Genomic DNA, 26,366 nt, shown 5'->3' with positions numbered 1-26,366 from the left:
CCTCAGTCCTCCGGGTCTTCACTGATCTCGTCGCGCAGCCGGCCGGATCCGCGTCGCCGGTCGGCCTTCGGGCCCTCCAGAACACCGGGCCCGAAGATCTTGTTCCAGTCCACGTCGAAGCCCGACAGTTCCGGCACGTCGTCGTTGGACCTGGTGAAGGGCTCGAAGGTGGACATGACCCGCCGGGCCATCAGGGTGCGGGCCTCCTGGACGGCGTCGAGCACACTCGCGGCGAGCTGACCTGCGGGCATCGTACGGTACTTGTCGCCCAGGAACCTCACCGCGCTGAGGTCGCCCTGCGCCGTGACGGTCACCTCGACCACCCGGTCCGCGGACCGCACCGTGGCCTCCGCGTGGGCGAGTTCACCCTCCGCACGCGCCACCGCGGCTTCGGTGGCCTCCAGTTGTTCCATCGCCTTGGCCAGCCGCTGCTCGATCGACTCGCTGCTCACCGTTCACCTTCCCCGTTCGTCCATTGCCCGCCGGCGCTCGCCGGCCCCTCCGTGGGGGCGCCGCGACCCTGCGGCGTCCCCAGCGTACGGAGGGGTGCTCAGCGGCCGATCACCGCCGGGGCGCCGCCCTCGTCCGTGCCCCACACGTCCTCGTCCTCGGCGAGCCACGCCTCGCGGGCCCGGTCGCCGCTCTCCGTGGAACGCCCGTCCTGCCCGCTGCCGTTGCCCGCGCCGCCCACCGGGTACGGGGCGCTGGAGGTGGTGGGCCGGGTGATCACGATGTCCTCGTCCTCCTCCTCCGCCGCGCCGCGGGTGACCCGCCCGCGCCGGGACGAGGTGCCGGCCGGGTCGGTGAGGACGGCACGCGTGCGCTCGCTGTTGCCGCCCTGACCGCCGCCGCCTCCGCCCATGCCGCCCATGCCGCCGCCCATGCCGCCCATCCCCATCGGGTTGAGCGGTGTCCCGCCCGAGGCCGAACTGTCGGACGTGGGGGTCGCGTTGAGGGCGGCCGTGGCGGTGTCGTCGAGGCCCGCGCGCAGGGTGCCGCCGGAGTAGGGGGTGCTGTCGTAGTCGTCGTACTCGCCGCCGGCCCCGGAGTCGGCACCGCCCGGGGAGTTCAGCGAACTCGTGCTGATGCCGCCGCCGTTGAGGCTCGACGGCGAGTTGATGTCCAGCGACGAGGGGGAGTTGAGACCGCTCGTGTCGAGCGACGACGTGTCGAGTCCGCTCGTGTCCAGGCTGCTCGTGTTGAGGGAGGACGGGGAGAGCCCGCTGCCGTTGATGTCCGTCGTCGTGGTGTGGCCGGACGGGTCGGTGGTGCTGAGTTCTCCGGTGTCCGGGTCCAGGGTCTGGGAGGAGCCGTCGGGGAACTTGGTGGTGAGGGTGCCGTCGCTGTTGAGCGTGGTGGTGGAGCCGTCCGGGTTGGTGAAGCTCTGCCCGGGGTCCAGGTGCGACGTGGTGGTCGTGCCGTCCGGGCTCGTGACGGTGACCTGTCCGGTGTCCGGGTTCAGCGTCTCCGTGGAGCCGTCGGGGAACTTGGTGGTGAGCGTGCCGTCGCTGTTGAGCTGCGCGGTGCCGCCGTCCGGCGTCGAGAACGAGCCGCTGTCGGTGTTCAGTTGCGAGGTGGTGGTGTGGCCGGACGCGTCGGTCGTGGTCAGCGCGCCGGTGTCCGGGTTCAGCGTCTGGCTGGAGCCGTCGGGGAACTTGGTCGTCAGCGTGCCGTCGCTGTTGAGCGTGGTGGTGGAGCCGTCCGGGTTGGTGAAGCTCTCCCCGGGGTCCAGGTGGGTCGTGGTGGTCGTGCCGTCGGGATGGGTGACGGTGAGCTGACCGGTGTCGGGGTTCAGCGTCTCCGTGGAACCGTCGCCGTAGTGGGTGGTCAGCGTGCCGTCGCCGTTGAGCTGTGCCGAGTTGCCGTCCGGCGTGGTGAACGCGCCGTCGGTCGGGTTCAGCGTCGAGGAGCTGACCGTGCCGTCCGGGTTCAGCGTGGTGACCTGGCCCGTGGTCGGGTCGAGGGTCTGCGAGGAACCGTCCGGGAAGTCCGTGGTGAGCGTGCCGTCGTCGTTCAGCGTCGTGGTCGAGCCGTCCGGGTTGGTGATCGTGGTGCCCGGGTTGAGCTGGCTGGTCGTCGACGTGCCGTCCGGTGACGTGGTGGTGACCAGGCCGGTGGCGGGGTCGATGGTCTGGGTCGACCCGTCGGGGTAGGTCGTGGTGAGCGTGCCGTCGTCGTTGAGCTGGGTGGACGCGCCGGTGGGGGAGTTCAGCGAGGACTCGGTGTCGGTGCCGGTGTTCCCGCCCAGGGGGTTGAGGAGGCTGTTCGTCAGCAGGGACGTGGGGTCGAGCGACGGATCGTTGGTCCCGTCCCCGTTCAGCAGGCTGTCGGTGTTCAGGTCCGTGTTGCCGAGGCCGTCACCGAGGTTGTTCAGGCCGTCCCCGACGTCGTTGAGGCTGTCGTTCAGCCCGTCCCCGAGGTCGTTCAGGCTGTCGTTCAGGCCGGTGTTGAGGTCGTTGAAGTTGTCGCCGATGTCGTTGAGGCTGTCGTTGAGATCGTCGTTGAGGTCGTTGAAGTTGTCGCCGATGTTGTTGAGGCTGTCGTTCAGGTCGTCGTTGAGGTCGTTGAAGTCGTCGCCCATGTCGTTGAGGCCGTCGTTCAGGTCGTTCAGCTCGTCGTTGAGCTTGTCGTTGTTGTCCTTGGCCTCCTGTTCGGCGATGTCGTTCTCTTCCTCCTGGTAGACCTCCGCCAGCGTCTCGTTGTTCTTGTTGGTGATCTCGTCGGCGAAGGCGTCCTCGACGTCGGCCCACGCGTTCTTCACGTTGCTCAGCGCGGTGATGGCCGGCTGCTTGAGCACGCTGTCCGCGTGGTCCGACCAGGCCTTCACGGCGGCGTCGGCGATCTTCTGCCAGGTGGTGTGCTGGGTGAGGTCGCCGTAGTCGGAGGTCTGCTTGAAGCCGGCCTCGGTCGAGTACGTCGTGGTCGTGGTGGTGTAGTTGTAGCCACCGGAACTGGAGGTGTGCTTGGTGATGTGGTTGATGTTGTTGTGGATGACCCAGCTGCTGAGCTCGTCGAGGATCGCCTTCACGTGGTAGTGCGGGTCGTGCTTGCCGTCCGAGGCCCACGTGGTCCACGCGGTCTGCATCGCCGTGGCCGCGTCGGACAGCGACTTCTGCGCGGCCGCCAGGGCGTCGCTCAGCTTCGACTTGGGGACGTAGCCGCCCAGGGTGCTGTTCGTCGCCGTGAAGTCACGGCCGCCCAACTGGCTGACGTATCCGTCGTAGTTGGTCTTCAGCTCGTCCAAAAGGTGCCAGAACAGGCTGGCCGCCTTGCCCTTCCACGCCGCCTGGTCCTCGCCCATCGAGGTCATCCACTGGTTCACGATGTCCGAGCGGTCCACGAAGAACTGCTTGGCCCGGTCGAAGGACTGCCCGGTGGTCTCGAACGAGTGCAGGTCGACGGCGTTCGCGTCGGTCACGCTCAGCCCGCTGTAGCTGAACCCCTTCGTGCTGTAGGGACTCGTCAGGAGCGTGTCGAGCGCGAGCTTGCTGCCGGATATGTACTGGGCCATCGGACCGGAGTCCCACTGCACGTGCGAGTAGGAGCCCTCGAACTTGCCGCCGCTGGTGACCTGCCCGTCGCCCCAGAGCGTCGCCCGGCCGTTCTCGTCGACGGTGACGCCGATCATCACGATCCGGGCCTTCTTCAGGCTCACGCTGCTGTGCGCGCCGTCGCCGCCCGCGTCGTAGAACGCGAGGTCGTAGTCCTCGCCGCTGTTGACGTGCCAGCCGCCGATCGCCGAGTAGTCCGACTCGGTCACCGCGCGCATGCCGATGCCCTGGATGTCCATCCGGAACAGCTTCAGGTCGGAGAAGTCGTCGCCGCTGTCGCTGCTGAGTCCGTCGAAGATCGTCGAACGCGGGGGGATCGTGTAGCCGGTGAAGTTGACGACGGCCTCGGCGAAGTAGTCGTCCGGGTCGTAGGAGGCGGTACCGGAGGTACTGGTGTCGTCGGCCATGGGGAACGGGGCTCCGCAGGTGGTGGTGGGGGGTTCGGGGGCGGAGGCGGCTCAGCCGGTCCGGTGTCTCTCAGGAGTTGTCGTCGCCGGTGCCGCTCATGTCGCCGTCGACGGTGTCGAAGATGTCGAGCAGCTTCTCGCCGTCGATCGAGTCGAGGCTGGTGCCCTGGGTCTTCAGCAGGGTGGTGATCGTCTCGTCGAGGGCGTCGTCGATGTCGTCGAACAGCGTCTTCTGGCTGGTGAAGATCTTGTCGATGCCGCCCGCCGACGTGGTGAGCGCCTCGACGAGCGCGGCGCCGCCGACGGGGTCCGCGGAGTCGCCGCCGTTCATGAGGCCGATGCTGAGGATCTTGGCGGCACCGGCCGCCGAGTTCTCCCCGGTCTCCGCCACGAGGTTCTTCAGCGACCGCACGCCGGCGTTGTCCTTGCGGATGTTCAGCAGGGCGGTGATGAAGTCCGCGACATCGTTGTTCTTGAAGTTCTTCAGCGCCGTCGAGTCCAGGTGCGTCAGGTCTGCCATGAGGGCTCCACTCACGGGGCGGGGCGCCGACCGGTCGGGCGGTGCGGCGGTGTTCCGGCGGGGGGCACCCGCACCGCACCGGCCGGGAAAGGGGTCCGGACGGTGCGGTGGACGGGCGGTGTGCTCAGCGGCCGATCGTGACCTCGGACCACATCTGGCTCAGCGAGTTCTCGCTGTACTGGTAGCTCGACGAGATGTCCGACAGGAGCTGGGCGTGCGAGGTGAGCAGCGTCTCCATGTTGTGCACCGCGCCGTCCCAGGCCGCCTGCTTCTGGCGGTAGGTGTCCGCGTCGTTGCCGTACCACGTCTTGGAGAGCTCGTTGAGCTCCGCTTCCAGGTTCGACAGCGTCTGCGCGATCGCCTTGGTCTGCTGGACCATGTCGTCGGCCGCGTTCGACATGTGGTTGTAGCTGACGTAGATGTAACCGTCGGTCAGGTTGTCTGCCACGGTCTGCCTCTCTCGCGCTGTTGGCGGGTGGGGGTGGGGCTCGACCGGTAGGTCACCGGGTGGCCGGTGGCGTGGCCGGGGCCCGGGGGCCGGAACGTACCGGCGAGCGTCAGCCGACCAGCTGGTCGAAGGCCGACTGGGCCGAGTTGTAGGCCTGGTTGATCGAGTCGTTCGAGGAGCCCTGGGTCTTCTGGTGCTCGGCCAGGCTCTGGTTGAGCCGGTCGATGACATCCTCGAGGTTCTTCAGGATGACGTTGCACTGGTTGTCCCACTGGGTCAGGAGCTGGCCGTACTGGCCACCGTCGCTGCCCTGGTAGCCGCTTCCCAGAGTGGACCGGGTGCTGTCGACGTCTCCGCGGATCTTCATGATCCCGCTGAACGCGCTCTCCAGCGACTGGATTCCGTTCCGGGTTGATTGTTCGCTTGACTGCTGGCCGTCTCCCGCCATCGTCCCACCTTTCCACTATCGGATGATGTTGCAGGCTCAATGAGCCTAGGGTGACCAAAGTTGTGCTGACAACTGGCTGAGGAAAATCTGAGGTTGGCCCGGCCACCTTTCCAACTGCCTTAACCCACAGGCAATCTGGCCGGAACAGAGTGCACGCCGCACGGCCCTTCCGGCCGGTGGGCGGCCCTTTCGGGCATCCGGGGCCGTGTGAGTGACGTCACGTCAGGAACTCTGCGCGAGCGTTGTCCCCGTCGTGTCGGCCCCCTGTCACGAGGACGACACGACACCCGACCCGGCGGAGTCGCCGGACGCGCTCCCGGAGCCGGCCGGGGCGCCCCCGGACCCGCTCGTGGCGCTTCCGCTTCCGTCTCCCGCACCCTTCGGCGCGGCCGGCGTGCCGCCGGACGCCGGCCCGGTGCCGCCCTCCGGACCCTTGACCGCGGTGCCGGACGCGCCCCGCCCGGTCGCGCTGCCGCACTGCTGCGCCGCGTCCACGGGGGTTCCGCCGCCCGGGGCCGCGGCGGCGTTCGAGGCGGCCTTCGCGCTCAGTTCGGGGCCCGTCGGCAGCATCGACAGCAGCGGCGACGGCACGGTCCGTACCGGCTGCCCGTCGTAGCCCAGGGCCTTGAGCGACGTCGCGTCCGCTATGCGGTACTTCACACCGTCGTCGTCCACCAGGTACGTCGTGTCGCCGACCGTCGCGCCCGCCGCGCCCAGCGCCCGTACGAGCGTGCCGTGGCCCGGCCGGGCCACCACCCGGTCGACGGCCACGCACGCGCCCGTCATCGCGGACGTGTCCGCCTGCGCGGCCGGCACCAGCAGCGCCGAGTCGACCAGCACCGACGCCACCCGGGTACCGCCGCTCTCACTGCTGACCTGCGCGCACGCCGATTCCGCGGCGTCCACGGAGGTGATCCGCGGCGGCGCGACCGGCAGGCCGCCCGCCGACGCCTCCTCGCCCGCGGTGCCCGGCGCCTGGTGGGCCCGCAGGTCCGAGGCGCCCAGGTCGGTCACCGAGGGCGCGGCGCCGGCGTAGGCGTCCTTGCGGGTGGCCGGGTCGCCGAGCAGCAGGGCCGCCTGCGTCGCGGTCACCGGGTACAGGCCGTCCTTGCGCAGCACGTACTCCTGGCTGCCGGAACCGGTCACCCGCACCCGGAACACCTGGCCCAGCCGCGTCGCCGAGCCGCCCAGTTCGGGCCCCTTGTCGCCGCGCCCGGACACCTCCGGGGTGGACAGCGCCGGTCCGGCGACCAGGGCGTCCAGGAACGCCGCCGACACCGGGCGCGGGGTCACCGAGCCGTAGCCGAGGGACACCGCGGCGCCCGACTTCTCGTCGAGCCGCAGCCGGCTGCCCTGCCACACCAGGTAGGTCCGCTCGTCCGGCCCGCGCACCAGCACGGCCTTGTCCGCGCCGACGGCCCTGGTCTGCACGGGCGCGCCCGGCACCAGGGTGGTCGGCGTCCCCGAACCCGTCGAGCACACCAGCCACGCCGACGTCTCCAGGCTGCCCGTGCCGGGCACGGTGTCCGGGGCGCCCGTGATGCCGACCGGCGTGCCCACCGGGGTGCCGGACAGCGACGCGGTGCCCACCGCCGTCGTCGACAGGTCGGCGCCGCCGATCAGCATCGCGGAGGCGTAGTTGCGCACGGGGCGCAGCCGCCCGTCCGCGTAGAGGTAGCGGGCGCCGGTGTCCTTGTTCACGATCAGGGTGTCGCCGGAGCGCCAACTGTCGTTGCCGCCCGGCTTGATGAAGCCGTACACCAGGGCTCCGGCCGACACCAGGACGCCCACGATCAGCCCGATCAGGGCACCGCGCGTGGTGCGGCCCAGTGGGCTCTCCGGGGCGTCCGGGTCGGCCAGCAGCATGCCGGAGGTCAGCCGCCCCATCATGAACGTGTGCGCCTGCACCTGGTCGCGCTTGGACCGCACGGTCGCCTCCTGCTTCCTTCGGTCGTCGCCCGGCACGGAACGCCGGGCGGCCCGTCGTCCGGAGTTCCTCGGAACTCCCCGGGCATCGGGGTCGGTTCGGGTGGGTCCGCCGCTCGCGCCGCCTCACCGGCGCGCGACGGCGGCCCCCGGGTCAGCCGTTGACGCCGCGCAGCGTGCCGAACACGCCCAGCAGCCACAGCGTCAGCGGCAGCAGCGCGATCGCCAGGGTGGTGTGCAGCACCTCCGCCGCCCGGCCCCAGTACGGCACCATCCGCCGCCCCGGCACCGTCCACACCGCGATCGTCAGTGTCGCCGCGACCGCCAGCAGACCGACCACCAGCAGCGCCCGGTCCTCGCCGCCCAGCGTCAGCCCCCAGCCGCCCGCGAGCAGCAACAGGCCCCAGGCGCCCGGCAGTACAAGCACGAGGCGCTGCGCGGTGTTCACCAGGCCCCGCCCGTGCAGGAGCAGGAGCAGCGACAGCACCACCGCGCACAGCACCCCCGGCAGGTTCGGCCGGTACGTGAGGGCCACCAGGCACGACGACGCCAGCGCGCCCGTCGCGCCGTACAGCGCGGTCATCCACTCGCCCGCCAGCTCGGTACGGACCGCCACGTCACGCCCGTTGTACGGGTCGATGCCCTCTTGGAGCTGGCCCGCGTTGGTCGGCAGCGCCGGCATCCGCATGCCGGAGAACCGGAACGACAACGCCGGGACCACACCCCCGAGCAGCACCGTGAGCGCCGCCACCACACCGGCCGCACCGGCCGCCCGCACGTCGAACACGGACATCAGCACCGCGCCCACCGCCGCGGCCATGGCCACCAGCGCCGACGCCAGGAACAGCGGCGTACGCGCCGCCGCCGCGGCCAGCGCGAGCACCGCGCCGCCCGCCCAGGCCGCCGCCGCGCCCAGCAGGCGGGCGCCGAACACCTGGTGGGCCTGCGCGCCGGTCAGCTCGCCGCCCGGCAGCAGCCAGCCCGCCAGCGCCAGCGCCGGGGAGGCGAGGAAGCCGAGGGTGGCGCCGGTCGCCGGGTCGTCCATCGCGCGGCTCGCCGACGCGGCGCCGGCGAGCAGCAGCAGGCCGGTGCCGCAGGCGGTCGCGGCGCGCAGCGCCACCGGGCCGTGCGGCCAGGCCAGCAGGGCGAGGGCGGCGAGCACCGTCACCGCGATCAGGGCCCGCAGCAGCCGCTTCGCCGCCACCTCGCTCCAGCCGTGCAGGCGGTCGCGGGTGACGGAGGCTATGCCGTCCACCAGGTCGTCGAGCCGCACCTCGGGCAACGCCTCGGTGCGCGCCCGCAGATGGAGCGCCTCGCCGTCCTTCAGGTCCAGGGAGGCGAGCGTCGCCTCCTCGTCGAGGGGCTTGCCGCCCAGCCGCTGGAGCACCCAGCCGTCGTGCTCCAGCCCCTGCTCCTCGGCGTCCTCGCCCGCGTACCGCAGCACGGTGGGCAACAGGTCCGCCACCGGCACGTCGGACGGCACGGCGAGGTCGATGGTGCGGCCGGGGGCGCGCACGGTCAGGTGGCACAGTCCGGCCACGGAACTTTCGGTCATAACCGGGGCTCACGTCTCCTGGCGTCGTTCGTGGGGGTCGCGGGGCGGGAGGGGGTGACATGGACTTACGGAGTTGACGGGGTGCACACTACTGACACTCCCTCGGCGCGATGCCAACGGGAGTCCCGGCAAACGGTGTTAACAAGGCGTTTTCCCGCAGGTCGCACTCCGGTGCACCGCCGTCCCGTACGGTCCCGCCGAACGGTCCTGCCGACAGGCCCCCGCGCCCGTCGCCCCGGCCGTCCGGTCCCGACCGCACCGGGGCAGTCGCCGCGCCCGTCCCCACGTACCGCCGCGGTGCGCGAACCCCCGTAAGGAGCCAGAGCGTTGAGCGTGGTCCTGTTCCGACGTCCGGCCCGCCGCCGCGGACCGTCCATGCCGGGAGGTGAGCTGACCCTCCAGGAACCGCCGACCCTGACGGAGACCGTCCCGGACAGCTCCGCGGTGTGGACCTACCTGCCGATGGCCATGATGTCGGTCTCGATGATGATGATGTTCCTGCGGTCGGGCGGATCGACCAGCGGCATCATGATGTACATCGCGCTCGGCATGATGGTGATGGCCGCGGCCGCCATGATGGTCGGTCAGGTCATGCGCAAGGCGGGCGACCGCAAGCAGCGGCTGCGCGGCGAGCGCCGCGACTACCTGCGCTACCTCGCCCAGACCCGGCGCACCGTGCAGCGCGCCGTCGTCGAGCAGCAACTGGCCCTGTCCTGGCGGCACCCCGAGCCCCGGCTGCTGCGCAGCATGGTGCGCACCACCCGGCTGTGGGAACGCCGCGTCAAGGACGACGACTTCGCCGAGGTGCGCATCGCCGTCGGCGACCAGCAACTCGCGATGCGCCTCAACCCGCTGTCCACCAAGCCGGTCGAGGACCTGGAGCCGCTGTGCGCGCACGCGCTGCGCCGCTTCATCCGCGCCTACAGCTCGGTGCCCGGCCAGCCCATCGCGCTCTACCTGCGGTCCTGGTCGCGGGTGCTGCTGCGCGGCGACGAGCGCGCCTCCCGCGACATGCTGCGCGCCGCCCTCGCCCAACTGGCCATGTTCCACCCGCCGGAGGAGCTGTGGATCGCCGTGTGCGCCACGGACGCCCGGCGTGCGGAGTGGGAGTGGGCCAAGTGGCTGCCGCACAACCAGCATCCGCAGGAGACCGACGGCGCGGGACCGCTGCGCATGGTCGCCTCCGCCTTCGCCGACCTGGAGGACCTGCTCGGCAGCGAGTTCGCCGAGCGGCCCGCCTTCGACCCCGACGCCGTGCCCGGCCGTGACGAGCCCTTCGTCGTCGTCGTGGTCGACGGCGCGACCGTGCCCGGCGGTCACCGCTTCGACGGACCCGGCTACCGCAACGCCGTCATCCTCGACCTCTCCGGCTCGCTGACCTGGCGGCCCGGCCGGACCTCGCTGCGCCTGGACGTCGTCCCCGAGGCGGTGTCCCTGGTGCGCACCGACCGCAGCCGCAAGGAGCAGACCACCGTCCTGGGCCGCCCCGACCGGCTCGGCCCGGTCGCCGCCGAGTCGCTGGCCCGGCTGATCTCCCCGTACCGGATGGGCCTGACCGCGGACGCGGCCGAACCGCTCGCCACCGACGTCGAGCTGACCACCCTGCTCGGCATCCCCGACCTGCACCGCCTCGACCCCGACACCGTCTGGCGGCGGCACACCGGCGCCGGCCGGCTGCGCGTCCCGGTCGCCGTCGGCGCCGACGGGCGCCCCGTCGAACTCGACATCAAGGAGTCCGCGCAGGGCGGCATGGGCCCGCACGGCATGCTCATCGGCGCGACCGGCTCCGGCAAGTCGGAACTGCTGCGCACCCTCGTGCTCGGCCTCGCCCTCACCAACTCCTCCGAGACCCTGAACTTCGTCCTCGTCGACTTCAAGGGCGGCGCCACCTTCCTGGGTCTCGACGAACTCCCGCACACCTCCGCGGTCATCACCAACCTCGCCGACGAGGCCGCCCTCGTGGACCGCATGCAGGACGCCCTGCACGGTGAACTCATCCGCCGCCAGGAGCTGTTGCGCTCCGCCGGCAACTACACCTCCGCCCTGGAGTACGAGCGCGCCCGCGCCGGCGGCGCCGACCTGGCCCCGCTGCCGAGCCTCTTCGTCGTCGTCGACGAGTTCAGCGAACTCCTCGCCTCGCACCGCGAGTTCATGGAGCTGTTCGTGATGATCGGCCGCCTCGGCAGGTCGCTCGGCGTCCACCTGCTGCTCGCCTCGCAGCGCCTCGACGAGGGCCGCATGCACCAGTTGGAGTCGCACCTCTCCTACCGGATCGGCCTGCGCACCTTCTCCGCCATGGAGTCGCGCGGCGTGCTCGGCGTCCCCGACGCCTACGAACTGCCCTCCCAGCCCGGCGCCGGCTACCTCAAGAGCGGTGTCGAGGCGCTGACCCGCTTCCGCGCCGCGTACGTCTCCGGTTCCTACCGGCGCCGCGGCGGCGCCGTCGCGCAGGCCCGCGTCGCCACCCAGGTGGTGCCCTGGTCGTCCGGCTACGTCGTCCCCCGCGCCCCCGCGCCCGCCCCCGTCGTGCCCGAGCCGGAGCAGGAGGACGACGGCTCCACGCTGCTGTCCGTCGCCCTGGACCGGCTGCGCGACTCCGGGCCGCCCGCGCACCCGGTGTGGCTGCCGCCGCTCGACGAACCGGTCACCGTCGACGAACTGCTCGGCGGCATCGGAGCGGACCCGCAGCGCGGACTCAGCGCCACCCGCTGGAAGGGCGTCGGCAAGCTCCGCGTCGCCGTCGGCCTCGTCGACAAGCCCTTCGACCAGCGCCGCGACCCCCTGGTCGTGGACCTCGCCGGCGCGGGCGGCCACGTCGCCGTCGCGGGCGGCTCGCAGAGCGGCAAGTCGACCGTGCTGCGCACCCTGATCACCGGCCTCGCGCTCACCCACACCCCCCGCGAAGTGCAGTTCTACTGCCTGGACTTCGGCGGCGGCACGCTCTCCCAGCTCGCCGGGCTCCCGCACGTCGCGGGCGTCGCCGCCCGCCTCGACAGCGAGCGCATCAGCCGTACCATCGCCGAGGTCACCGCCGTGCTCACGCAGCGCGAGCAGTTCTTCCTCGACAACGGCATCGACTCCATGACCACCTACCGGCGGCGCCGCGCGGCGGGCGAGTTCGCCGACCAGCCGCACGGTGACGTGTTCCTCGTCGTCGACGGCTGGTCCACCGTCCGGCAGAACTTCGACCAGTTCATCCCGACGTTCAACCAGATCGCCACCGGCGGCCTCAACTACGGTGTCCACCTCGTGGTCGCCACCGCGCGCTGGCTGGAACTGACCGCCCCCGTCCGCGACCAGTCCGCCACCCGCCTCGAACTGCGGCTCGGCGACACGATGGACTCCGTCGTCGACATCCGCAAGGCGGCCACGGTGCCGCGCACCCCGGGGCGCGGTCTCACCGTCGACAGCAAGCTGCACTTCCTCGCCGCGCTGCCCCGCGTCGACGGCTCCAACGACCCCGAGACCCTCAGCGACGGTGTCGCCGACCTCGTCGAGCGGATCGCCTCCCACTGGACCGGGCCGCGCGCCCCGCAGGTGCGGATGCTGCCGCACCAGCTCCCGGCCGCCGAGCTGCCCGCACCCGAACTCGGCGACGGCCTGCGCATCCCGCTCGGCCAGGACGAGGAGACCCTGTCCACCGTCTGGCACGACTTCGCGCGGACCCCGCACCTCGTGGCCGTCGGCGACACCGAGAGCGGCAAGACCAACCTGCTGCGCCTCGTCGCCGACGCGGTCGTCGCCAGGTACACGCCGGACGAGGCCCGCATCCTCGTCGTCGACTACCGGCGCGAACTCGTCGACGCGGTGCCCGAGGCGTACCGGCTGGGCCACGCGGTGTCCCTCGACGCGCTCAAGCAGCTCGTCGACGGCTCCGCCCGCGCCCTGCGCACCCGGCTGCCCGGCCCGGAGATCACCCCGGCCCGCATGAAGGCCGCCGACTGGTGGACCGGGCCCCGGCTGTTCGTCCTGGTCGACGACTACGACATGGTCGGCGGCGGCAGCATCATGGACCACCCCTTCGCCGCCCTCTTCGAACACCTCGCGCTCGGCCACGAACTCGGCCTGCACGTCGTCGCGGTGCGCTCGGCGACCGGCGCGGGACGCGGTCTCAACGACCAGTTGCTGCGCCGCCTCGACGAGGTCAACACCCCCGGCGTCCTCATGTCGTGCCCGCCGTCCGAGGGGTACGTCTTCGGCAACGTCAAGCCGCGCACCCTGCCGCCGGGCCGCGCCCTGCACATCGTCCGGCGCAAGCCCGTCCTCATCCAGACGGCGCTGGCAGCGGGCACCGAGGTCTGAGCGGACGGCGCTCCGGGCGCCGGCACATGGCGGAGGGCCCCCTCCACGTCGTGGAGGGGGCCCTCCGCCATGTGCCGGCGGCGCGGCCGGGTCAGCCCGTGAAGGCGTTCCCCGAACCGGGCTGCGGGGAGGTGCCGACCGGGGCGGCGGCGGGCGACACGGCGTCCGGTGCCACCGCCTCCGGGAACGCGCTGTCGGGCAGGTCGGTGTCCGGTCCGGTGCCCCGGGGCGGGCCGCCCGCCGGGCCGTGGGCGCCGGGCCGGGTCGGACGCCAGCCGATGCGCCGGCCGCGCGGCAGCAGCAGGGCCGCCCACACCACCACGCACACCACCACGAGCCCCGTGACCGCCGGCCACATCGCCCGCCGCATGGGACCGGCCGCCCTGTCCTCGGGCATCCGCACCGGGGAGAAGTCCGGCCCGGGGGCGGCGCCGCCGGGAGGACCGCCCGCGGGGGCCGAGGCCGAGGGGGACGCGGAGGTGGCGAGCACCCCGGTCACCGCCGCGTACGGGTCGACGCGGGGCACGTCCGCCGGGTAGGCGGAGGACCGCAGCAGGCTCGCCGTCTGCGCGGCGCTCAACTCGGGGTGGACCGAGCGCACCAGCGCGGCGGCCCCGGCCACGAACCCGGCCGACAGGGAGGCCCCGGAACCGATGTAGTGGCCGTCGCGCGCGGGGCCGATGCCGACCACCCCGTCGCCGGGCGCGGAGAGCTGGGCGCTGTCGGTGGTGTAGGCGCCGTCCGGGCGGTCGCCGTTCACGTCGACGTCGAGGACGGAGAGCACCCCGTCGTCGGCGGCCGGGTAGAAGTCACGGGCCGGGGGACTGGTGTTGGAGGCGCTCTCCGGCGCGTCCGGCACGGCCGCCGCGACCACCAGGACGTCCTTCTTCTTCGCCAGGGCCACCGCCGAGCGCAGCGCCGCGGAGTCGGCCGGCAGCGCGGCCGAGACGGTCACCACGTCGGCGCCCCCGTTCACGGCGTCCGTGATGCCCTGGGCCACCCGGTCGGCGGTGACGGCGCCCCGCTCGTCGCTGCCCCGCACGGCGAGGATGCGGGCCCGCTGGGCGACGCCCGCGAACCGCACCCCGCTGCGCTGCCCGGCGGCGACCAGACCGGCCACGAACGTGCCGTGCCCGACGCAGTCGGTGCCCGCGTCGCCCACGGCCGTCACCCGGCCGTCGAGCGCCGGCGCCTTCAGCGACACGCCCGTGTCGACCACGCCGACGGTGACGCCCGCGCCGGAGGCGAACTGCCAGGCGCGGCCGAGCTGGAGACCCGTCTGCTCCCACGGCACCGCCGTCGCCCGCTGCGAGGAACCCGCGGTGCACGGGTCGTCGGCGTCCACCGTGGCCGGAAGCACCGGCAGCCGTACGGTGCCGTCGGCCGCCGACGCGGGCGCCGCCGTCACCGTGAGGGCACCGGCCGCGACCAGCAGCGCGAGCCCGGCCGACGCCGGGCGCGCCGTGCGCCGCCGCGCGGTCGGGGCGGCGGCGCCCGTCCTGTGCCGAACCGAACCGTCCACCGAACTCAGCTCCGTGGTTGTGGGGTTGTCCGTCGTGCGGGGACCCGTGCCGCCCCGCGGGGCGGCACCGGTCCCGCTCACGCGCCGCCCGCCGTGCTCGGGGCGTGCGACGGGTCCGCGAGGTCCTCCGGCAGCAAAATCCGCAGGTCGTCCAGGCTGGGCGCGGCCAGTCTGGAGAGCCGGCCCGCCTGCCGCGTCATCATGCGTTCCAGCACCTGGCGGGCGGTGCGCGCGTTGCCGAACGAGCGGTCGCGCGGCAGCGTGTCGAAGTACCGCCGCAGCACCGGGCCGAGGCCCGCGCCGCACTCGTAGCCGGCCTGCGCGGCGTGTGCCCGCACGATGGTGACCAGTTCGTCCGAGGAGTAGTCCGCGAACTCGATGCGCCGCGAGAACCGGGACGACAGACCGGGGTTGGAGGCGAGGAAGCCCTCCATCTCCCGGGTGTAGCCGGCGACGATCACCACGACCTGGTCGCGGTAGTCCTCCATCAGCTTCAGCAGCGTGTCCACGGCCTCCCGGCCGAAGTCCGAGCCGGACGCCTCGCGCGGCGTCAGCGTGTACGCCTCGTCGATGAACAGCACGCCGCCCAGGGCCCGTTCGAAGACCTCACGGGTCAACTGTGCGGTGTGGCCCACGTACCGGCCGACCAGGTCCGCGCGCGACACCTCGACGAGCTGGCCGCGCGGCAACACCCCCAGCGACACGAGGAGTTCGCCGTACAGGCGGGCCACCGTGGTCTTGCCGGTACCGGGCGGCCCGGTGAAGACCAGGTGGTGGCTGATCCGCGGGACGGGCAGTCCGGCCGCCTCGCGCTGGCGCGCGGTGGAGACCAGGTTCACCAGGTCGGTCACGTCGCGCTTGACCGCGCCGAGGCCCACCAGTTCGTCCAGCCTGCTCAGCGCGTCCTCGCCGGCGTCCACCCCGTCCGGACCCGCGGCGGCGTCCTGGGCAGCCTCCTCGCTGATGTCCTGCGGCATCAGCAGCGAGAGGTCCTGCTCGTTGACGTCGCTGAGCGCCGACAGCCGGACCGCCTGCCGGTCCACCATCTCCTCGAACACCTGCCGCGCGGCACGGCCGTTGCCGAACCCCGCGTCCTTCGGTATCCGGTCGAAGTGCACGGCGAGCGCCTTGCGGGTCGCCTCGTCCAGCACGTACTGGTGGCGCAGGCACATGCTCTCGACGATCTCCACCAGCTCGGACACCGCGTAGTTCTCGAACTCCACGGTGCGCGAGAAGCGGGACGCCAGGCCCGGGTTGGAGCCGAGGAAGCTGCGCATCTCGCCCGAGTAGCCGGCCGCGACCACCACCACGTCCTCGCGGTGGTCCTCCATCAGCTTCAGCAGCGTGTCCACGGCCTCCCGGCCGAAGTCGGCGCCCGAACCGCGGGAGTCGGCGGTTAGGGTGTACGCCTCGTCGATGAACAGCACGCCGCCCAGGGCCCGTTCGAAGGTCTCCGTGGTCTTGATCGCGGTACCGCCGATGACCTGGGCCACCAGGTCGGCGCGCGAGACCTCGACCAGGTGCCCCGAGCGCAGCGCGCCCAGCTCCGCGAGGATCGTGCCGTACAGCCGGGCGACCGTCGTCTTACCGGTACCGGGCGGTCCCGCGAAGACCAGGTGCCGGCTCATCGGCGGCGCCGACATGCCCAACTGGGCGCGCCTGCGCGCCAGTTGAGTGAGGTTGACCAGGGTGCGCACCTGCTCCTTGACGTTGTCGAGGCCGATCAGGCCCTCCAGCGCCGCCATCGGACCGTCGGGGCGCTGCGGCCCGTCCTCGGCCGGCACCGTGCCCGCCGGGTCGGTGCCCTCGGCCTCCCCGAACCCCCAGGCGTCGCGCTGCTCGTTGCCGGTCGAGGTGAGGTTCTCGACCGCGAGCCGGTCGCCCGCCTTCGACTGGACGAGGCCGCCGCCGCGGTTGTCGCGGACCGTGCAGCCGACCACCGACACCGGGGCCTCGCTCTCGACCCGGATGCCGTCGCGGCCGTTGCCCGCCGCGTCGCAGCCGTTGAGGGAGGCGCGACCGCCCTCCCGGACCAGGAAGCCGTGCTCCGCCGCCGCGGCCACCCGGGTGCGGGTGGCGGACAGTTCGGCCGACGAGTCCACCAGCACGCCCGAGGCGCCGGCCGAGACCAGCTCGCAGTCGCGCAGCGCGACACTGCCCTCGGAACCCACCTCCAGGCCCGCGCCCCCGCTCCCGTTGACCGAGAACCCGGCCAGGTAGACGTTGGAACCGTCCGAGACGTGCGCGCCCGCGCCGCCGGGCGCCTCCACCGAGCAGTCCTCCAGGCGGCCCCGCCCGGCCTTCGTCACCACCAGGCCGTGACCGCCCGCACCCGTGACGTGGGCGCGCCGCACCAGCGGGTTGGCGCCGCCGCGCACGGTGATGCCGGCGCCCTTGACGTCGAGCACCTCCAGGCCGTCCAGCTCGGGCGCCGCGTCCTCCTCCAGGACCACGCCGTCCTCGTCGCCGTCCCGCACGGTCAGCCCGGTCAGCGTCGGCGACGCCGAACCGGCCACCCGCAGCGCCGGCTTCTGCGCCTGGGTCAGCCAGCAGTCCTCGAACGTGCCCCGCGCGCGGTCCGTGACCAGCAGCCCGTGGCCCGCCGTGCGGGCGGTGCGGCAGCGGCGCAGCACAGGGTCGCTGCCGTGCGACACGATGATGCCGGGACCGGTGGTGTTGCTGACCCGCACGTCCTCCAGCTCGTTGCGCGCCGAACTCGTCACGTGCACACCGATCGCGGTGTCGTGCACCACGGTGCGCGCGACCTTGAGCGCGCTGCGCTCCTCGAGCGCCAGCGACGGCTTGTCCGTCGAGGAGAGGTCGCAGTCCTCGACCGTGCCCTGCGCGTCGCCGTTCGCGAGGATGCCGTTGCCGCGCGCGTCGCGCACGGTGCAGCCGCGCATGCTCACCCGGCCGCGCTCGCCGACGACCACCCCCGTCGTGCCCAGGTGCTCCAGCGCGCACGACTCCAGGGAGCTCTCGACCGGGGAGGTCACCACGACCCCCGCGCCGGTCCGGCTGGATATCCGGCAGTCGCGCATCGCCAGCGACCCGGAGCCGCGGGCGAGCGCGGTCGTCCAGGCCGCGCCGGACAGGTCGCAGCCCTGCATGGCCGCCTGGCCGTGCGACGCGTCGACGGCCGGCAGCTTGTCGTCGGAGCCCTGCACCACGATGTCGGTCAGCATGACCGCGTCCGCGCGCAGCGAGATCACCGTGCCCTGCCGGGGGGCGAGCCGGACGCTGCCCCGCGACTGCTCGGCCACGATGGTCACCCGGGTGGTGACGACGAGGTTCTCCTCGTACGTCCCGGGGCGCACACTCAGCACCGCCCCACCGCGTGCCCTCGCCAGGGCATCGCCGATCGTCCGGGCGTCCCCGGTGCCCTCCGGACAGACCGTCAGTACCTGGCGCACTCCCTGACCTCCTCATATCGGCATCCGTCGGCGGCGGGCAGGACCCATCATGCCGTCCTCGGACGCGCGTTCCCACTCGACCCCGTGGACGGCGGCGCGGAACGGTCTCCCGGCTGCGGTCCGAGCGGGCCGTGCGCTCGAATTATTGTCCTGCCCCCAACCGCCCCACCAGGCAGGCCGCCTGGATGGCGAGATTGTTAACAGCGTTGGAATGCGGGTTGGTTGACATTATGAGTGAATGACGGTGAGCAAGCGCCGCCCTTCATGACGTGAGACGGATGGGACGGATGGGACACCAGGCCGAGAACGGGCCGATGTCGGTGGAGACCGCCGCGAGCGGTACGCCCCGCGCCACACAGGACACTGCGAACGCGTTGGAAACCCTGAATTCATCGGGAGTTGGGAAGACCCCGGCGGCCGAGGAACGGACGACGGCCGCCTTACCGGACACAACGGAAACGCGGAACACGCACAAGACGCCGGACGGGCACGGAACTTCCGGCGCGTCGGGCGGACGAATACCCGCCGGCACCACGACCGCGCCGGGCTCTGACCCGGCGGATCCGGACACGGCAGGTCCGGAGACGGCAACTCCGGAGACGGCAGGTCCGGAGACGGCAGCCGGACCCGGGCCGCACGGTTCCGGCCCCGGCGGTTTCGACCCGGACGGTTCCGGCTCCGCGCTCCCCGTCGCCGCCGCCGTCGCCGCGGTCCTCGCCCCCGGGGGCCCCGCCCCCGCGGCACCGCCCCCCGGCACCCCCGCCCCCGCCGCCGCGGAGGAGGCCCGGCCCGCGGTGTCGGAGGAGCCGTCGGCCGTCGCCGAAGCCGCCGCGGAACCGCCCCCCGGTCCCGAGGCCGGGACCGCCGGGCAGGTCGGCCGTCCGGGCCGCCCCCTGCTGGCCGGCGCCGCCCTGGTGGGCGCACTGCTGGTCGCCGTGCCCGTACTGCTGCTGGCCCGGCCCGGCGGCGGCCCGCCGGACACCACCGTCACCGACGCCGGCCAGGCGGGCACCGTGCTGGGCGGCGACGGAACGGGCGCGCCCGGGGCCGCGTACGCCTCCGCCGACGCGTCCCGCGAGGCGTCGCCCTCGCGGACCCCCTCAGTGAAGGCGGAGAAGGCCCCCGTGCGCGCGGCCCCCGTCGTGGTGTCGCCGTCTCCGTCGGTCACCAAGTCGCCGAAGGCGACGGCGAAGCCGAAGGCCGCCGCGTCCGCCACCGCGAAGGCGAAGCCGAAGCCGAAGGACCCGCACATCGGCGCGACCACCGTCGTCGTGCACGCCACGCGGGTGCTCCAGGCGGGCCAGTCGGTCAGTGCCACGCTCGCCAGACTGGTCATGCAGAGCGACGGCAACCTCGTGATCTATGACGAGAACGGCAAGCCGCGCTGGGCGTCCCACACCTTCGGCTCCAACTACCACGCGGTCTTCCAGGGCGACGGGAACCTCGTGGTCTACACGTCGTCCAACAGTCCGGTGTGGGCGTCCCAGACCCCCGGCCACAACGGCGCCACCCTGGTCCTCCAGGGCGACGGCAACGTCGTGATCTACGACGGGTCGACGCCCGTCTGGGCCGCCAACACCCAGCACTGAGCGGCGGCACGCGAAAGGGGCGGTGGGCCCGGCATCGCTGCCGGGGCCACCGCCCCTCTTTCACGCCGTACCGCTGGTCGCTCTGTACCGTCGGTTCAGCCGGTCTCTCTCAACAGTGGTGTCCCCGGGGGGACTTACCAGCGGTACCACCGACCGCGGCTGCCGCCGGAACCCGTGGAGCGGGCGAAGAAGCCGACCACCCACACGATCAACACGATGACGGCGATCCACCAGAGTGCCTTCAGCGCGAAGCCGGCACCGAAGAGAATCAGGGCGAGAAGAAGAACGAGAATCAGGGGAACCATAGTTATCAACCTCCGCTGCTCCGTGTGCCCCTGCTTCCGGAGAACACGCGGAGGAAGTGGCAGGTTTTTTCGCGAAGTGTGGGGGAACTGTAACTTCTTTTCCTCGCGTGCCGCCGTGCCCCCCTCGCCTCGTACCCGCGGGCCCACGGGCGCGCGCGTGTCACCGGCGCACGCCCGCCGTCGCGGCTTTACGGTCCTCCCCTTTGTGTACGCGTCGTTCACCGGACGCCGTGCGGGCGACGGCCGGAGTTGATGTGACCGGGCCTCAATCGGGCCCGGGAAAAAGGGAGGTTGGAGCGCTGATGAAGCGGCCCGCGCGAGTGATCGGAAGGAGAAGAATCGGTGTGCAGGTTTAGGCCCTCCTTTTCGGATCACCCGAAGTCTCGTCACACGACGTCGAGATGTTGGGATGTGAGCGCAGTGACCGCCAACGAGAAGGCCAAGGCCAAGGGCGAGCAGGCCAAGGGCAAGGTCAAGGAGGCCACGGGCCGTGCGGTCGGCAACGAGCGCATGACCGCCGAGGGCCGTGCCGACCAGGTCAAGGGCGACGCCCGCCAGGCCAAGGAAAAGGGCAAGGACGCTTTCCGTCACTGATGCGGAACCGCGCTCGAAAGGGGCGGAACGGCAGGACCGTTTCCGCCCCTTCGCGACGCGACAGCGTGGCGCCCGGCCGCCTTTCTTATGTGCCGCACGTATCGCACTTTTGAGAATTCCGGGTTTCCCCCGGTGTCGGCCCGCCTTTCCGGAGAACCCGGTGCGGCGCCGATCGTGGAATACACATTGCGCACAACCGTGACGGGGCCACCGCCCCGGCCCACCACAACCACGGAGGTCTCCATGAGCGAGAACATCTGGAACTACGGCCCGACCGCCGGCCACACCGCCGACACCGACCTGACCGGCTACAAGGTCGAGGCTGCCGACGGCCACATCGGCAAGGTCGACAAGCACTCCTACGAGGTCGACTCGCAGTACATCGTCGTCGACACCGGCGTGTGGATCTTCGGCAAGGAGGTCCTGCTGCCGGCCGGCGCGGTCACCGCCATCGACCACGGCGACAAGACCGTCCAGGTCTCCTACACCAAGGAGCAGATCAAGGACGCGCCGGAGTTCGACAAGGAGAAGCACCTCGGCGACCCGAACTACCGTGACCAGCTCGGCGGCCACTACGGCAGCGGTCACTGATCAGGACCCATCCCGCGCGGGGGACGACGACCGGCAACCGGTCGTCGTCCCCCGCGGCCGTTTCCCGGCCCGACTCCCGGCCCGGCACTTCTCCCGGCCCGCCTCCCGGACCGGCGGCATGCCCCACCCGGTGAAAGGATGACGGAACCCGTCCTCCGCGCCCGGAGGGCGGCCGTCCCCGTGGAAGGCGCTTCGAGGTGGAGAACTGGCTGTCCGACCGGTCCCGGTCGGCGGAGGCGTCGGTGCCCGGCGGCTTCGACCTGACGGAGTGCGTGCGCGAGCCCATCCATCTGCTGGGCGGCATCCAGTCCCACGGCACGCTTCTGGCCGTGGACACCGCCACCGGTCTCGTCGACACCGCCGCCGCGAACACCGGAGCCGTCCTCGGCGTCGACGCGGCGTCCCTGGCCGGCTCCCCGGTCACCCGGGTCGTGGCCGCCGAGGACCTCGCGGAGGCGCTCGGCGCCACGGCCGACGACGACACCGCCGTCGCGCTCCCCGTCACGGCGGGCGCCGACGGCCACCAACGCCCCTTCGACCTCTCCGCCCACCGCCGCGACGGCCTGCTCGTGCTGGAGTTCGAGCCTCGCGCGGAGGCCGACGCGTTCGGGTTCACCGGCTTCCACCGCGGCCTGCGCGCCGCCCTGACCCGCCTGCGCTCCTCCGGCACCGTCGCCGAGTGCTGCGACCGCGCCGTGCGCGAGATCCGTGCCCTCACCGGCTTCGACCGGGTCGTCGCCTACCGCTTCGACGAGGAGGACGGTCCCGGCGAGGTCGTCGCCGAGGACGTCGTCGACCACTGGGAACCCTGGCTCGGCCTGTGGTTCCCGGCCACCGACATCCCGCCGCAGGCCCGCCGGCTGTACCGGGAGAACTGGATCCGGGTCATCCCCGACGTCGACGACGTCAGCGTCCGGCTGTACCCCGAGGTCCGCCCCGCCACCGGCCGGCCGCTCGACCTCTCCCAGTCGGTCCTGCGCACCGTCTCCGGCTTCCACCTGGAGTACCTGCGCAACATCGGCGTACGGTCCTCGATGTCCGTGTCCGTCCTGCGTGACGGCGCGCTCTGGGGCCTCATCGCCTGTCACGGCGCGGCGCCCGCCCGCCTCAGTCCCGAGGTCCGCTCCGCGTGCGAGCTGTTCGGGGCCGCCTTCTCCCTCCAGCTCGCCGCCATCGAGGAGAAGGACCGCGCCGGCGCCCTCCTGGAGACCAGCGAGCGCACCGCGGCGATCGCCGCCCTGCTCGACGGCGGCCTGGAGGAGTCCCTGCCGGAGCACGAGGCCGCCGTCCGCGCCCTCCTGCACGCCGACGGACTCGTCCTCGCCCGCGGCGGCCGGGTCACCACCTGGGGCGTCCCCGCCCCGGAAACGCTCGTCGCCACCCTGCGCGGCTACGCGACCGGCCTGACGCCGGGTTCCCTGTGGTCGACCGACCGGCTGCCCGAGACACTCCTCGCGGAGGCGGGCCGTTCGCCCGACACGGCCGAGGACGGTTCCGCCGGTCCCGCGGGCGTCCTGCTGATCCCGCTCAGCGGGGAGGGCGAGTTCCTCGCGTGGACGCGCGACGAGCGGCCGATGCCCCGCCAGTGGGCCGCCGACCCCGCCGTCCCGGTCCGGGTCGGACCGCGCGGCGAGCGGCTCACCCCGCGCGGTTCGGGCGCCGTGTTCCGCTCGGTCATGCGCGGCCGCAGCCTGCCCTGGACCTCCCACGACACCGCCACCGCACTGGAGTTGTGGCGCATCCTCACCGGCCTGGTCCTGCGCCACGCCGACGCCCTCGCACTGCTCAACGAGGAACTGCGCCTGACCAACCTCGACCTGGACTCCTTCGCGCACGTCGCCGCGCACGACCTGAAGGAACCCCTGCGCGGGATCTCCAACGCCGCGACGTTCGCGATCGAGGACGCGGCGGGGCTCGACCCCACGACCCTGCGCCGTCTGGAGACCATGCAGCGGCTGGCCGGCCGCATGGACGAACTCCTCAACTCCCTTCTGGACTACGCCCGGCTGGGCCGCTCCGGGCTGCGCGGCCGGGACGTCTCCCTCGCCGAGGTGCTCGACGCCGCCCTGGAGGTCGCCGGCCCCCGCCTCGCGCAGGACGGGGTGACGGTCCTGCGCGGCGAACTGCCCACCGTGCACGCGGATCCGGACCGCCTCTACGAGGTCCTCGTCAACCTCCTGGTGAACGCGGCCAAGTACGCCGGCGACCACGACCACCGCACGGTCCGCGTCGGCGTCGAGAACATGGTGCCGCCCGGCGCGGCGGGCCCCCAACAGGCGGTCGTCGTGAGGGACAACGGCATCGGCATCGCCGCCGACCAGCAGGCCGAGGTGTTCAACCTGTTCCGGCGGCTGCACGGGCCCACCGAGCGCGGCGGCGGCACCGGTGTGGGTCTCGCCGTGGTCAAGCGGATCGTCGAACGGCACGGCGGACGGCTGTGGTTGGAGAGCACGCCGGGCGTGGGCACGGCGTTCTGCTTCACCCTTCAGGCGGCCCCGGCCGGCGGCTCGGACGCCGCGTCCGCCCCGGGTCCCGCCGACGGCTCCTGACGGCGGACGGACTGCTGCCAGTAGTCGACCGCGCCCTTCAACACCGTACGGAACAAAGCGAAGTTGACCGGCTTGTAGATGTAGCTGTCCGCACCGGCCGCGTAGCACTCCTCCACCTCGGCGGGCGCGGTCGACGACGTGAACACCACCACCGTGACCGCGGACAGACGCGGCTGCGCCCGCAGGGAGCGCAGCAGCGCGTGGCCGCCGAGGCCCGGCATGTTCAGGTCGAGCAGCAGCAGACCGGGCAGCACGTCGGCGCCGAGCAGCGCGTCGACCACCCCCTCGCCCCGGGAGGTGAAGTCGAGCCGCAGCTCGGGATGCGTGTGCCGCAGCGCCCGCTCGATGGCCTCCGCGTCCTCCTGCGAGTCCTCGACCACCAGGACCCGTCCGTGGTCGACCTCTGCCGAGGTTTCCGGCACGACCGTCACCGCCCTTCCCTCACGTGCGCCACCAGTACGGCGGTGTCGTCGTCGCCGGTCGTACGGAACGCCTCGGCGAGGCCGACCAGTTGCTGTGCGGCGTCGTCGGGGGCCGCGCCGCAGCGCCGCACCGCGTCCGGCAGCCGCCCCTCGAACATGACGCCGTCGTCGTCGCGTGCCTCGGTGAGCCCGTCGGTGAACATCACCAGGGTGTCGTCCGGGCGCAGCCGCGTCGTGACCGGCGTGTAGTGGATGTCCCGCAGCACGCCCAGCAGCAGACCGCCCGCCGGGACCTCCTCCACGTCGCCGTCGGCCCGCCGCACCAGCGGGCGCGGGTGACCGGCGCTCGCGGTCTCCATCACCCAGCCGCCGTCGCCGTCCGGTACGAGGACCGCGACCAGCGCGGTGACGAAGCGCGAGACGCCCTCGCGGACCAGCGCCGAGTTCAGCCGCTCCAGCGCGAGCGCCGGGGCCGCGCCCTCCTCCAGCAGCGTCCTGAGCGTGTGCCGCGCGAGGCCCGTCATGGCCGCCGCCTCGGCACCGCGACCGCAGACGTCGCCGATGAACAGCGCCACGCTGTCGCCGTGCCGGACCGCGTCGTAGAAGTCGCCGCCGACGTCGAGGGACGCGTCGGCGACCGCGTACGCGGCGTTCAGCCGCAGCCCCTCCGGGGTGGGCAGCGTGGGCGGCAGCAGGTGCCGCTGGAGCTGCTCCACGTGCCGGCGGCGGAGCTCGTACGCGGTGCTGGTGTCGATGGCGAGGGCGGCGCGGCGCGCCAGGTCGTCGAGTATCCGCAGGTCGCTGATGTCGTCGTCGGGCCGCTCGTAGAGGAAGCTCAGCGTGCCGAGCGCGCGGCCGCGGGCGCGCAGCGGGCTGATGCTGACGGCGCGCACCGTGCTGCCCGGCCCCTCCGCGCGCGGCCCGAAGGGGCCGCCGGCCAGCTCGGGCCCGTGCAGCACCACGCCGTGGCGCCGTCCGGTGACCAGCCGCAGGCTCTCCGCGAACCACGGGTCGTCCTCGGCGGTGCCGGCGAGCCAGCCCTGCGCGGTGGCCGCCACGTGCGCGTGGGCGACGGGCACGAGCGGCCCCTCCGGACGGAACAGGTGCACCACGCACCCCTCGGCCACGGCGGGCACGGCGAGCCGTGCCACCCGGCTGAGGGTCTCCTCGATGTCGAGGCTCTCGTCCATCTGGAGGGACGCCTCGGCGAGGAACGCCTCCTCGATCTGCCGCCGCTCGTGGGCCCGGTCGACCCCGATGCGCCGGTTGATGGCCACCAGCACGTCGCACACCTGGGAGAGCTGCCGGCGCAGCGGCGCGTCGTCGGCGACGGGGGAGGCGAGCCCCACGGACACCGCGGCCCAGTCGCCGTCGCCGAACGAGAAGCGGCACTCCAGGGCGAACTTGGCACCCGCGGCGGCGAGCAGCCCGTGCTCGGGGTCGAAACGGGCGGGGCCGTGGGCGCCGTCGTGCTCGCCCGCGCGGGCCGCGTCGTCACCGAGATCGCGCGCGACGACGAGCAGCCCGTCCCCCGCACGGTCGCGCACCTCCCGGTGCCGTGCCGCGCCGGAGGGGTCCGGGCCGCCCCCGGGCTCCGCCACGGCGGTGACCGGGCGACTCTGCCCGGTCGCGTCGGTGAGATGCCGGGCGTAGCGCAGGGAGCTCCCGCACCAGCGGCTGCCGGCCACGGCCACCACACCGGGCCGGCCGAGGAGCAGGGCGTAGACGTGGTCGGCCATGCCGGTGACGTCGGAGACATCGGCGGTGGTCATCCACAGCGCGTGCAGCCGCGCCGCCCAGTCGGCGTCCGCGGGGCCGTCCGCCCCGTCGTCTTCGTTCACCACGCTCACGATGTCCACCTCCTCCGTCTCCTTTTCCTTCGTCGTCCGCCCGGTCGCCGGGGCCGTGGCTCCGTGGGCCGTCCCGAAACCACCGTATGCGCCGGATGCCGTCCGGTACGCACGACGGCGGCGGGGCCGGCGCGGGCCCGCGGGGGGTCCGTGACGGCGGCGATCCTTTGTCGTCCGACAACACTTCCGGTGGATCCTCGCACGTTCACGGGGTGCCGGGGGCCGTCCTCGGGGGCCGACGGACGGCACGGGGCGGTGAACGCTGAGGTCCGGCGGACAGGCAGTGATGTTCGCCATGCGGTAACGCCTATGGGGGTGATATTTACCCTTTCGGGTCGGTTTACTCCGCTCGGCAAGGGTATGGACCCGCCGTT

At 72.8% G+C, this 26,366-nt stretch carries 17 protein-coding genes; 5 read left to right on the top strand and 12 right to left on the bottom strand.

All coding sequences use genetic code 11. The features are described 5' to 3' along the window. Positions 1–2: 2 nt before the first annotated feature. The 7 genes from ACFZA0_RS33190 to eccD form a co-directional block, all read right to left on the bottom strand. A complete protein-coding gene (locus ACFZA0_RS33190) occupies positions 3–452 on the bottom strand; it encodes a YbaB/EbfC family nucleoid-associated protein (RefSeq protein WP_391023877.1) in 450 nt (149 codons plus the stop codon). 98 nt (positions 453–550) lie between these two features. Next, positions 551–3,958, bottom strand: coding sequence for an AAWKG family protein (locus ACFZA0_RS33185; RefSeq protein WP_391023875.1), 3,408 nt, complete (start codon positions 3,956–3,958; stop codon positions 551–553). Positions 3,959–4,028: 70 nt separating this feature from the next. After that, complete coding sequence (locus tag ACFZA0_RS33180; RefSeq protein WP_391023874.1) at positions 4,029–4,478, bottom strand: type VII secretion system-associated protein; 450 nt, start codon at positions 4,476–4,478, stop codon at positions 4,029–4,031. A gap of 124 nt (positions 4,479–4,602) precedes the next feature. Then, positions 4,603–4,926: a WXG100 family type VII secretion target gene (locus tag ACFZA0_RS33175; RefSeq protein WP_391023872.1), complete on the bottom strand. Its 324-nt coding sequence runs from the start codon at positions 4,924–4,926 to the stop codon at positions 4,603–4,605. A 109-nt stretch (positions 4,927–5,035) separates the two neighbouring features. Continuing rightward, entirely contained in the window at positions 5,036–5,374 is a 339-nt protein-coding gene (locus ACFZA0_RS33170) for a hypothetical protein (protein WP_391023870.1), read from the bottom strand. Between the two features lie 267 nt (positions 5,375–5,641). Next, positions 5,642–7,303 (bottom strand): type VII secretion protein EccB, encoded by a 1,662-nt coding sequence (gene eccB, locus ACFZA0_RS33165; protein WP_391023868.1) that lies wholly within the window; start codon positions 7,301–7,303, stop codon positions 5,642–5,644. Between the two features lie 151 nt (positions 7,304–7,454). Then, the gene (gene eccD / locus ACFZA0_RS33160; RefSeq protein WP_391023866.1) at positions 7,455–8,855 is read right to left on the bottom strand and encodes a type VII secretion integral membrane protein EccD; all 1,401 of its coding nucleotides are present in this window, start codon (positions 8,853–8,855) and stop codon (positions 7,455–7,457) included. A gap of 375 nt (positions 8,856–9,230) precedes the next feature. Here eccD and eccCa point away from each other — a divergent pair, with 375 nt between their 5' ends. Beyond that, positions 9,231–13,157, top strand: a complete 3,927-nt coding sequence (gene eccCa / locus ACFZA0_RS33155; protein ID WP_391023971.1) for a type VII secretion protein EccCa — start codon at positions 9,231–9,233, stop codon at positions 13,155–13,157. Positions 13,158–13,248: 91 nt separating this feature from the next. Here the strand turns inward: eccCa and ACFZA0_RS33150 are convergent, their stop codons facing one another. Continuing rightward, positions 13,249–14,679, bottom strand: coding sequence for a S8 family serine peptidase (locus tag ACFZA0_RS33150; protein ID WP_391023864.1), 1,431 nt, complete (start codon positions 14,677–14,679; stop codon positions 13,249–13,251). Positions 14,680–14,756: 77 nt separating this feature from the next. Next, positions 14,757–18,092, bottom strand: coding sequence for a right-handed parallel beta-helix repeat-containing protein (locus ACFZA0_RS33145; RefSeq protein ID WP_391023862.1), 3,336 nt, complete (start codon positions 18,090–18,092; stop codon positions 14,757–14,759). Positions 18,093–18,886: 794 nt separating this feature from the next. Between ACFZA0_RS33145 and ACFZA0_RS33140 the strand changes: the two genes are divergently transcribed. Continuing rightward, complete coding sequence (locus tag ACFZA0_RS33140; protein ID WP_391023860.1) at positions 18,887–19,681, top strand: hypothetical protein; 795 nt, start codon at positions 18,887–18,889, stop codon at positions 19,679–19,681. Positions 19,682–19,815: 134 nt separating this feature from the next. Here ACFZA0_RS33140 and ACFZA0_RS33135 read toward each other — a convergent pair whose 3' ends face one another. Next, a complete protein-coding gene (locus ACFZA0_RS33135) occupies positions 19,816–19,986 on the bottom strand; it encodes a hydrophobic protein (protein ID WP_391023858.1) in 171 nt (56 codons plus the stop codon). Between the two features lie 420 nt (positions 19,987–20,406). Here ACFZA0_RS33135 and ACFZA0_RS33130 point away from each other — a divergent pair, with 420 nt between their 5' ends. From ACFZA0_RS33130 to ACFZA0_RS33120, 3 genes are all read left to right on the top strand, one after another. After that, entirely contained in the window at positions 20,407–20,580 is a 174-nt protein-coding gene (locus ACFZA0_RS33130) for a CsbD family protein (protein ID WP_391023969.1), read from the top strand. 243 nt (positions 20,581–20,823) lie between these two features. Then, the gene (locus ACFZA0_RS33125) at positions 20,824–21,171 is read left to right on the top strand and encodes a PRC-barrel domain-containing protein (RefSeq protein ID WP_391023856.1); all 348 of its coding nucleotides are present in this window, start codon (positions 20,824–20,826) and stop codon (positions 21,169–21,171) included. A 197-nt stretch (positions 21,172–21,368) separates the two neighbouring features. Further along, on the top strand, positions 21,369–23,720 hold the full coding sequence (locus ACFZA0_RS33120; RefSeq protein ID WP_391023854.1) for an ATP-binding protein: 2,352 nt from the start codon (positions 21,369–21,371) through the stop codon (positions 23,718–23,720). On the opposite strand, the gene ACFZA0_RS33115 is transcribed toward ACFZA0_RS33120, so the two are convergent. Both ACFZA0_RS33115 and ACFZA0_RS33110 read right to left on the bottom strand, forming a co-directional pair. Beyond that, positions 23,657–24,151, bottom strand: a complete 495-nt coding sequence (locus ACFZA0_RS33115) for a response regulator (RefSeq protein WP_391023852.1) — start codon at positions 24,149–24,151, stop codon at positions 23,657–23,659. The genes ACFZA0_RS33120 and ACFZA0_RS33115 overlap by 64 nt on opposite strands. Continuing rightward, positions 24,148–26,001, bottom strand: coding sequence for a SpoIIE family protein phosphatase (locus ACFZA0_RS33110; protein WP_391023850.1), 1,854 nt, complete (start codon positions 25,999–26,001; stop codon positions 24,148–24,150). The genes ACFZA0_RS33115 and ACFZA0_RS33110 overlap by 4 nt, the downstream gene beginning before the upstream one ends. Positions 26,002–26,366: the final 365 nt, after the last annotated feature.

Source organism: Streptomyces sp. NPDC008150 (genome assembly GCF_042956945.1).
Taxonomy (GTDB): domain Bacteria; phylum Actinomycetota; class Actinomycetes; order Streptomycetales; family Streptomycetaceae; genus Streptomyces.
Note: the sequence above shows the minus strand (reverse complement) of the source record. Positions and strands in the feature narration are given on the sequence as shown.

Coding starts and splice junctions, on each gene's coding strand:
- ACFZA0_RS33185 (WP_391023875.1), bottom strand. CDS start 3,958: ATGGCCGACGACACCAGTACCTCCGGTACCGCCTCCTACGACCCGGAC.
- ACFZA0_RS33180 (WP_391023874.1), bottom strand. CDS start 4,478: ATGGCAGACCTGACGCACCTGGACTCGACGGCGCTGAAGAACTTCAAG.
- ACFZA0_RS33170 (WP_391023870.1), bottom strand. CDS start 5,374: ATGGCGGGAGACGGCCAGCAGTCAAGCGAACAATCAACCCGGAACGGA.
- eccD (WP_391023866.1), bottom strand. CDS start 8,855: ATGACCGAAAGTTCCGTGGCCGGACTGTGCCACCTGACCGTGCGCGCC.
- eccCa (WP_391023971.1), top strand. CDS start 9,231: ATGCCGGGAGGTGAGCTGACCCTCCAGGAACCGCCGACCCTGACGGAG.
- ACFZA0_RS33135 (WP_391023858.1), bottom strand. CDS start 19,986: ATGGTTCCCCTGATTCTCGTTCTTCTTCTCGCCCTGATTCTCTTCGGT.
- ACFZA0_RS33125 (WP_391023856.1), top strand. CDS start 20,824: ATGAGCGAGAACATCTGGAACTACGGCCCGACCGCCGGCCACACCGCC.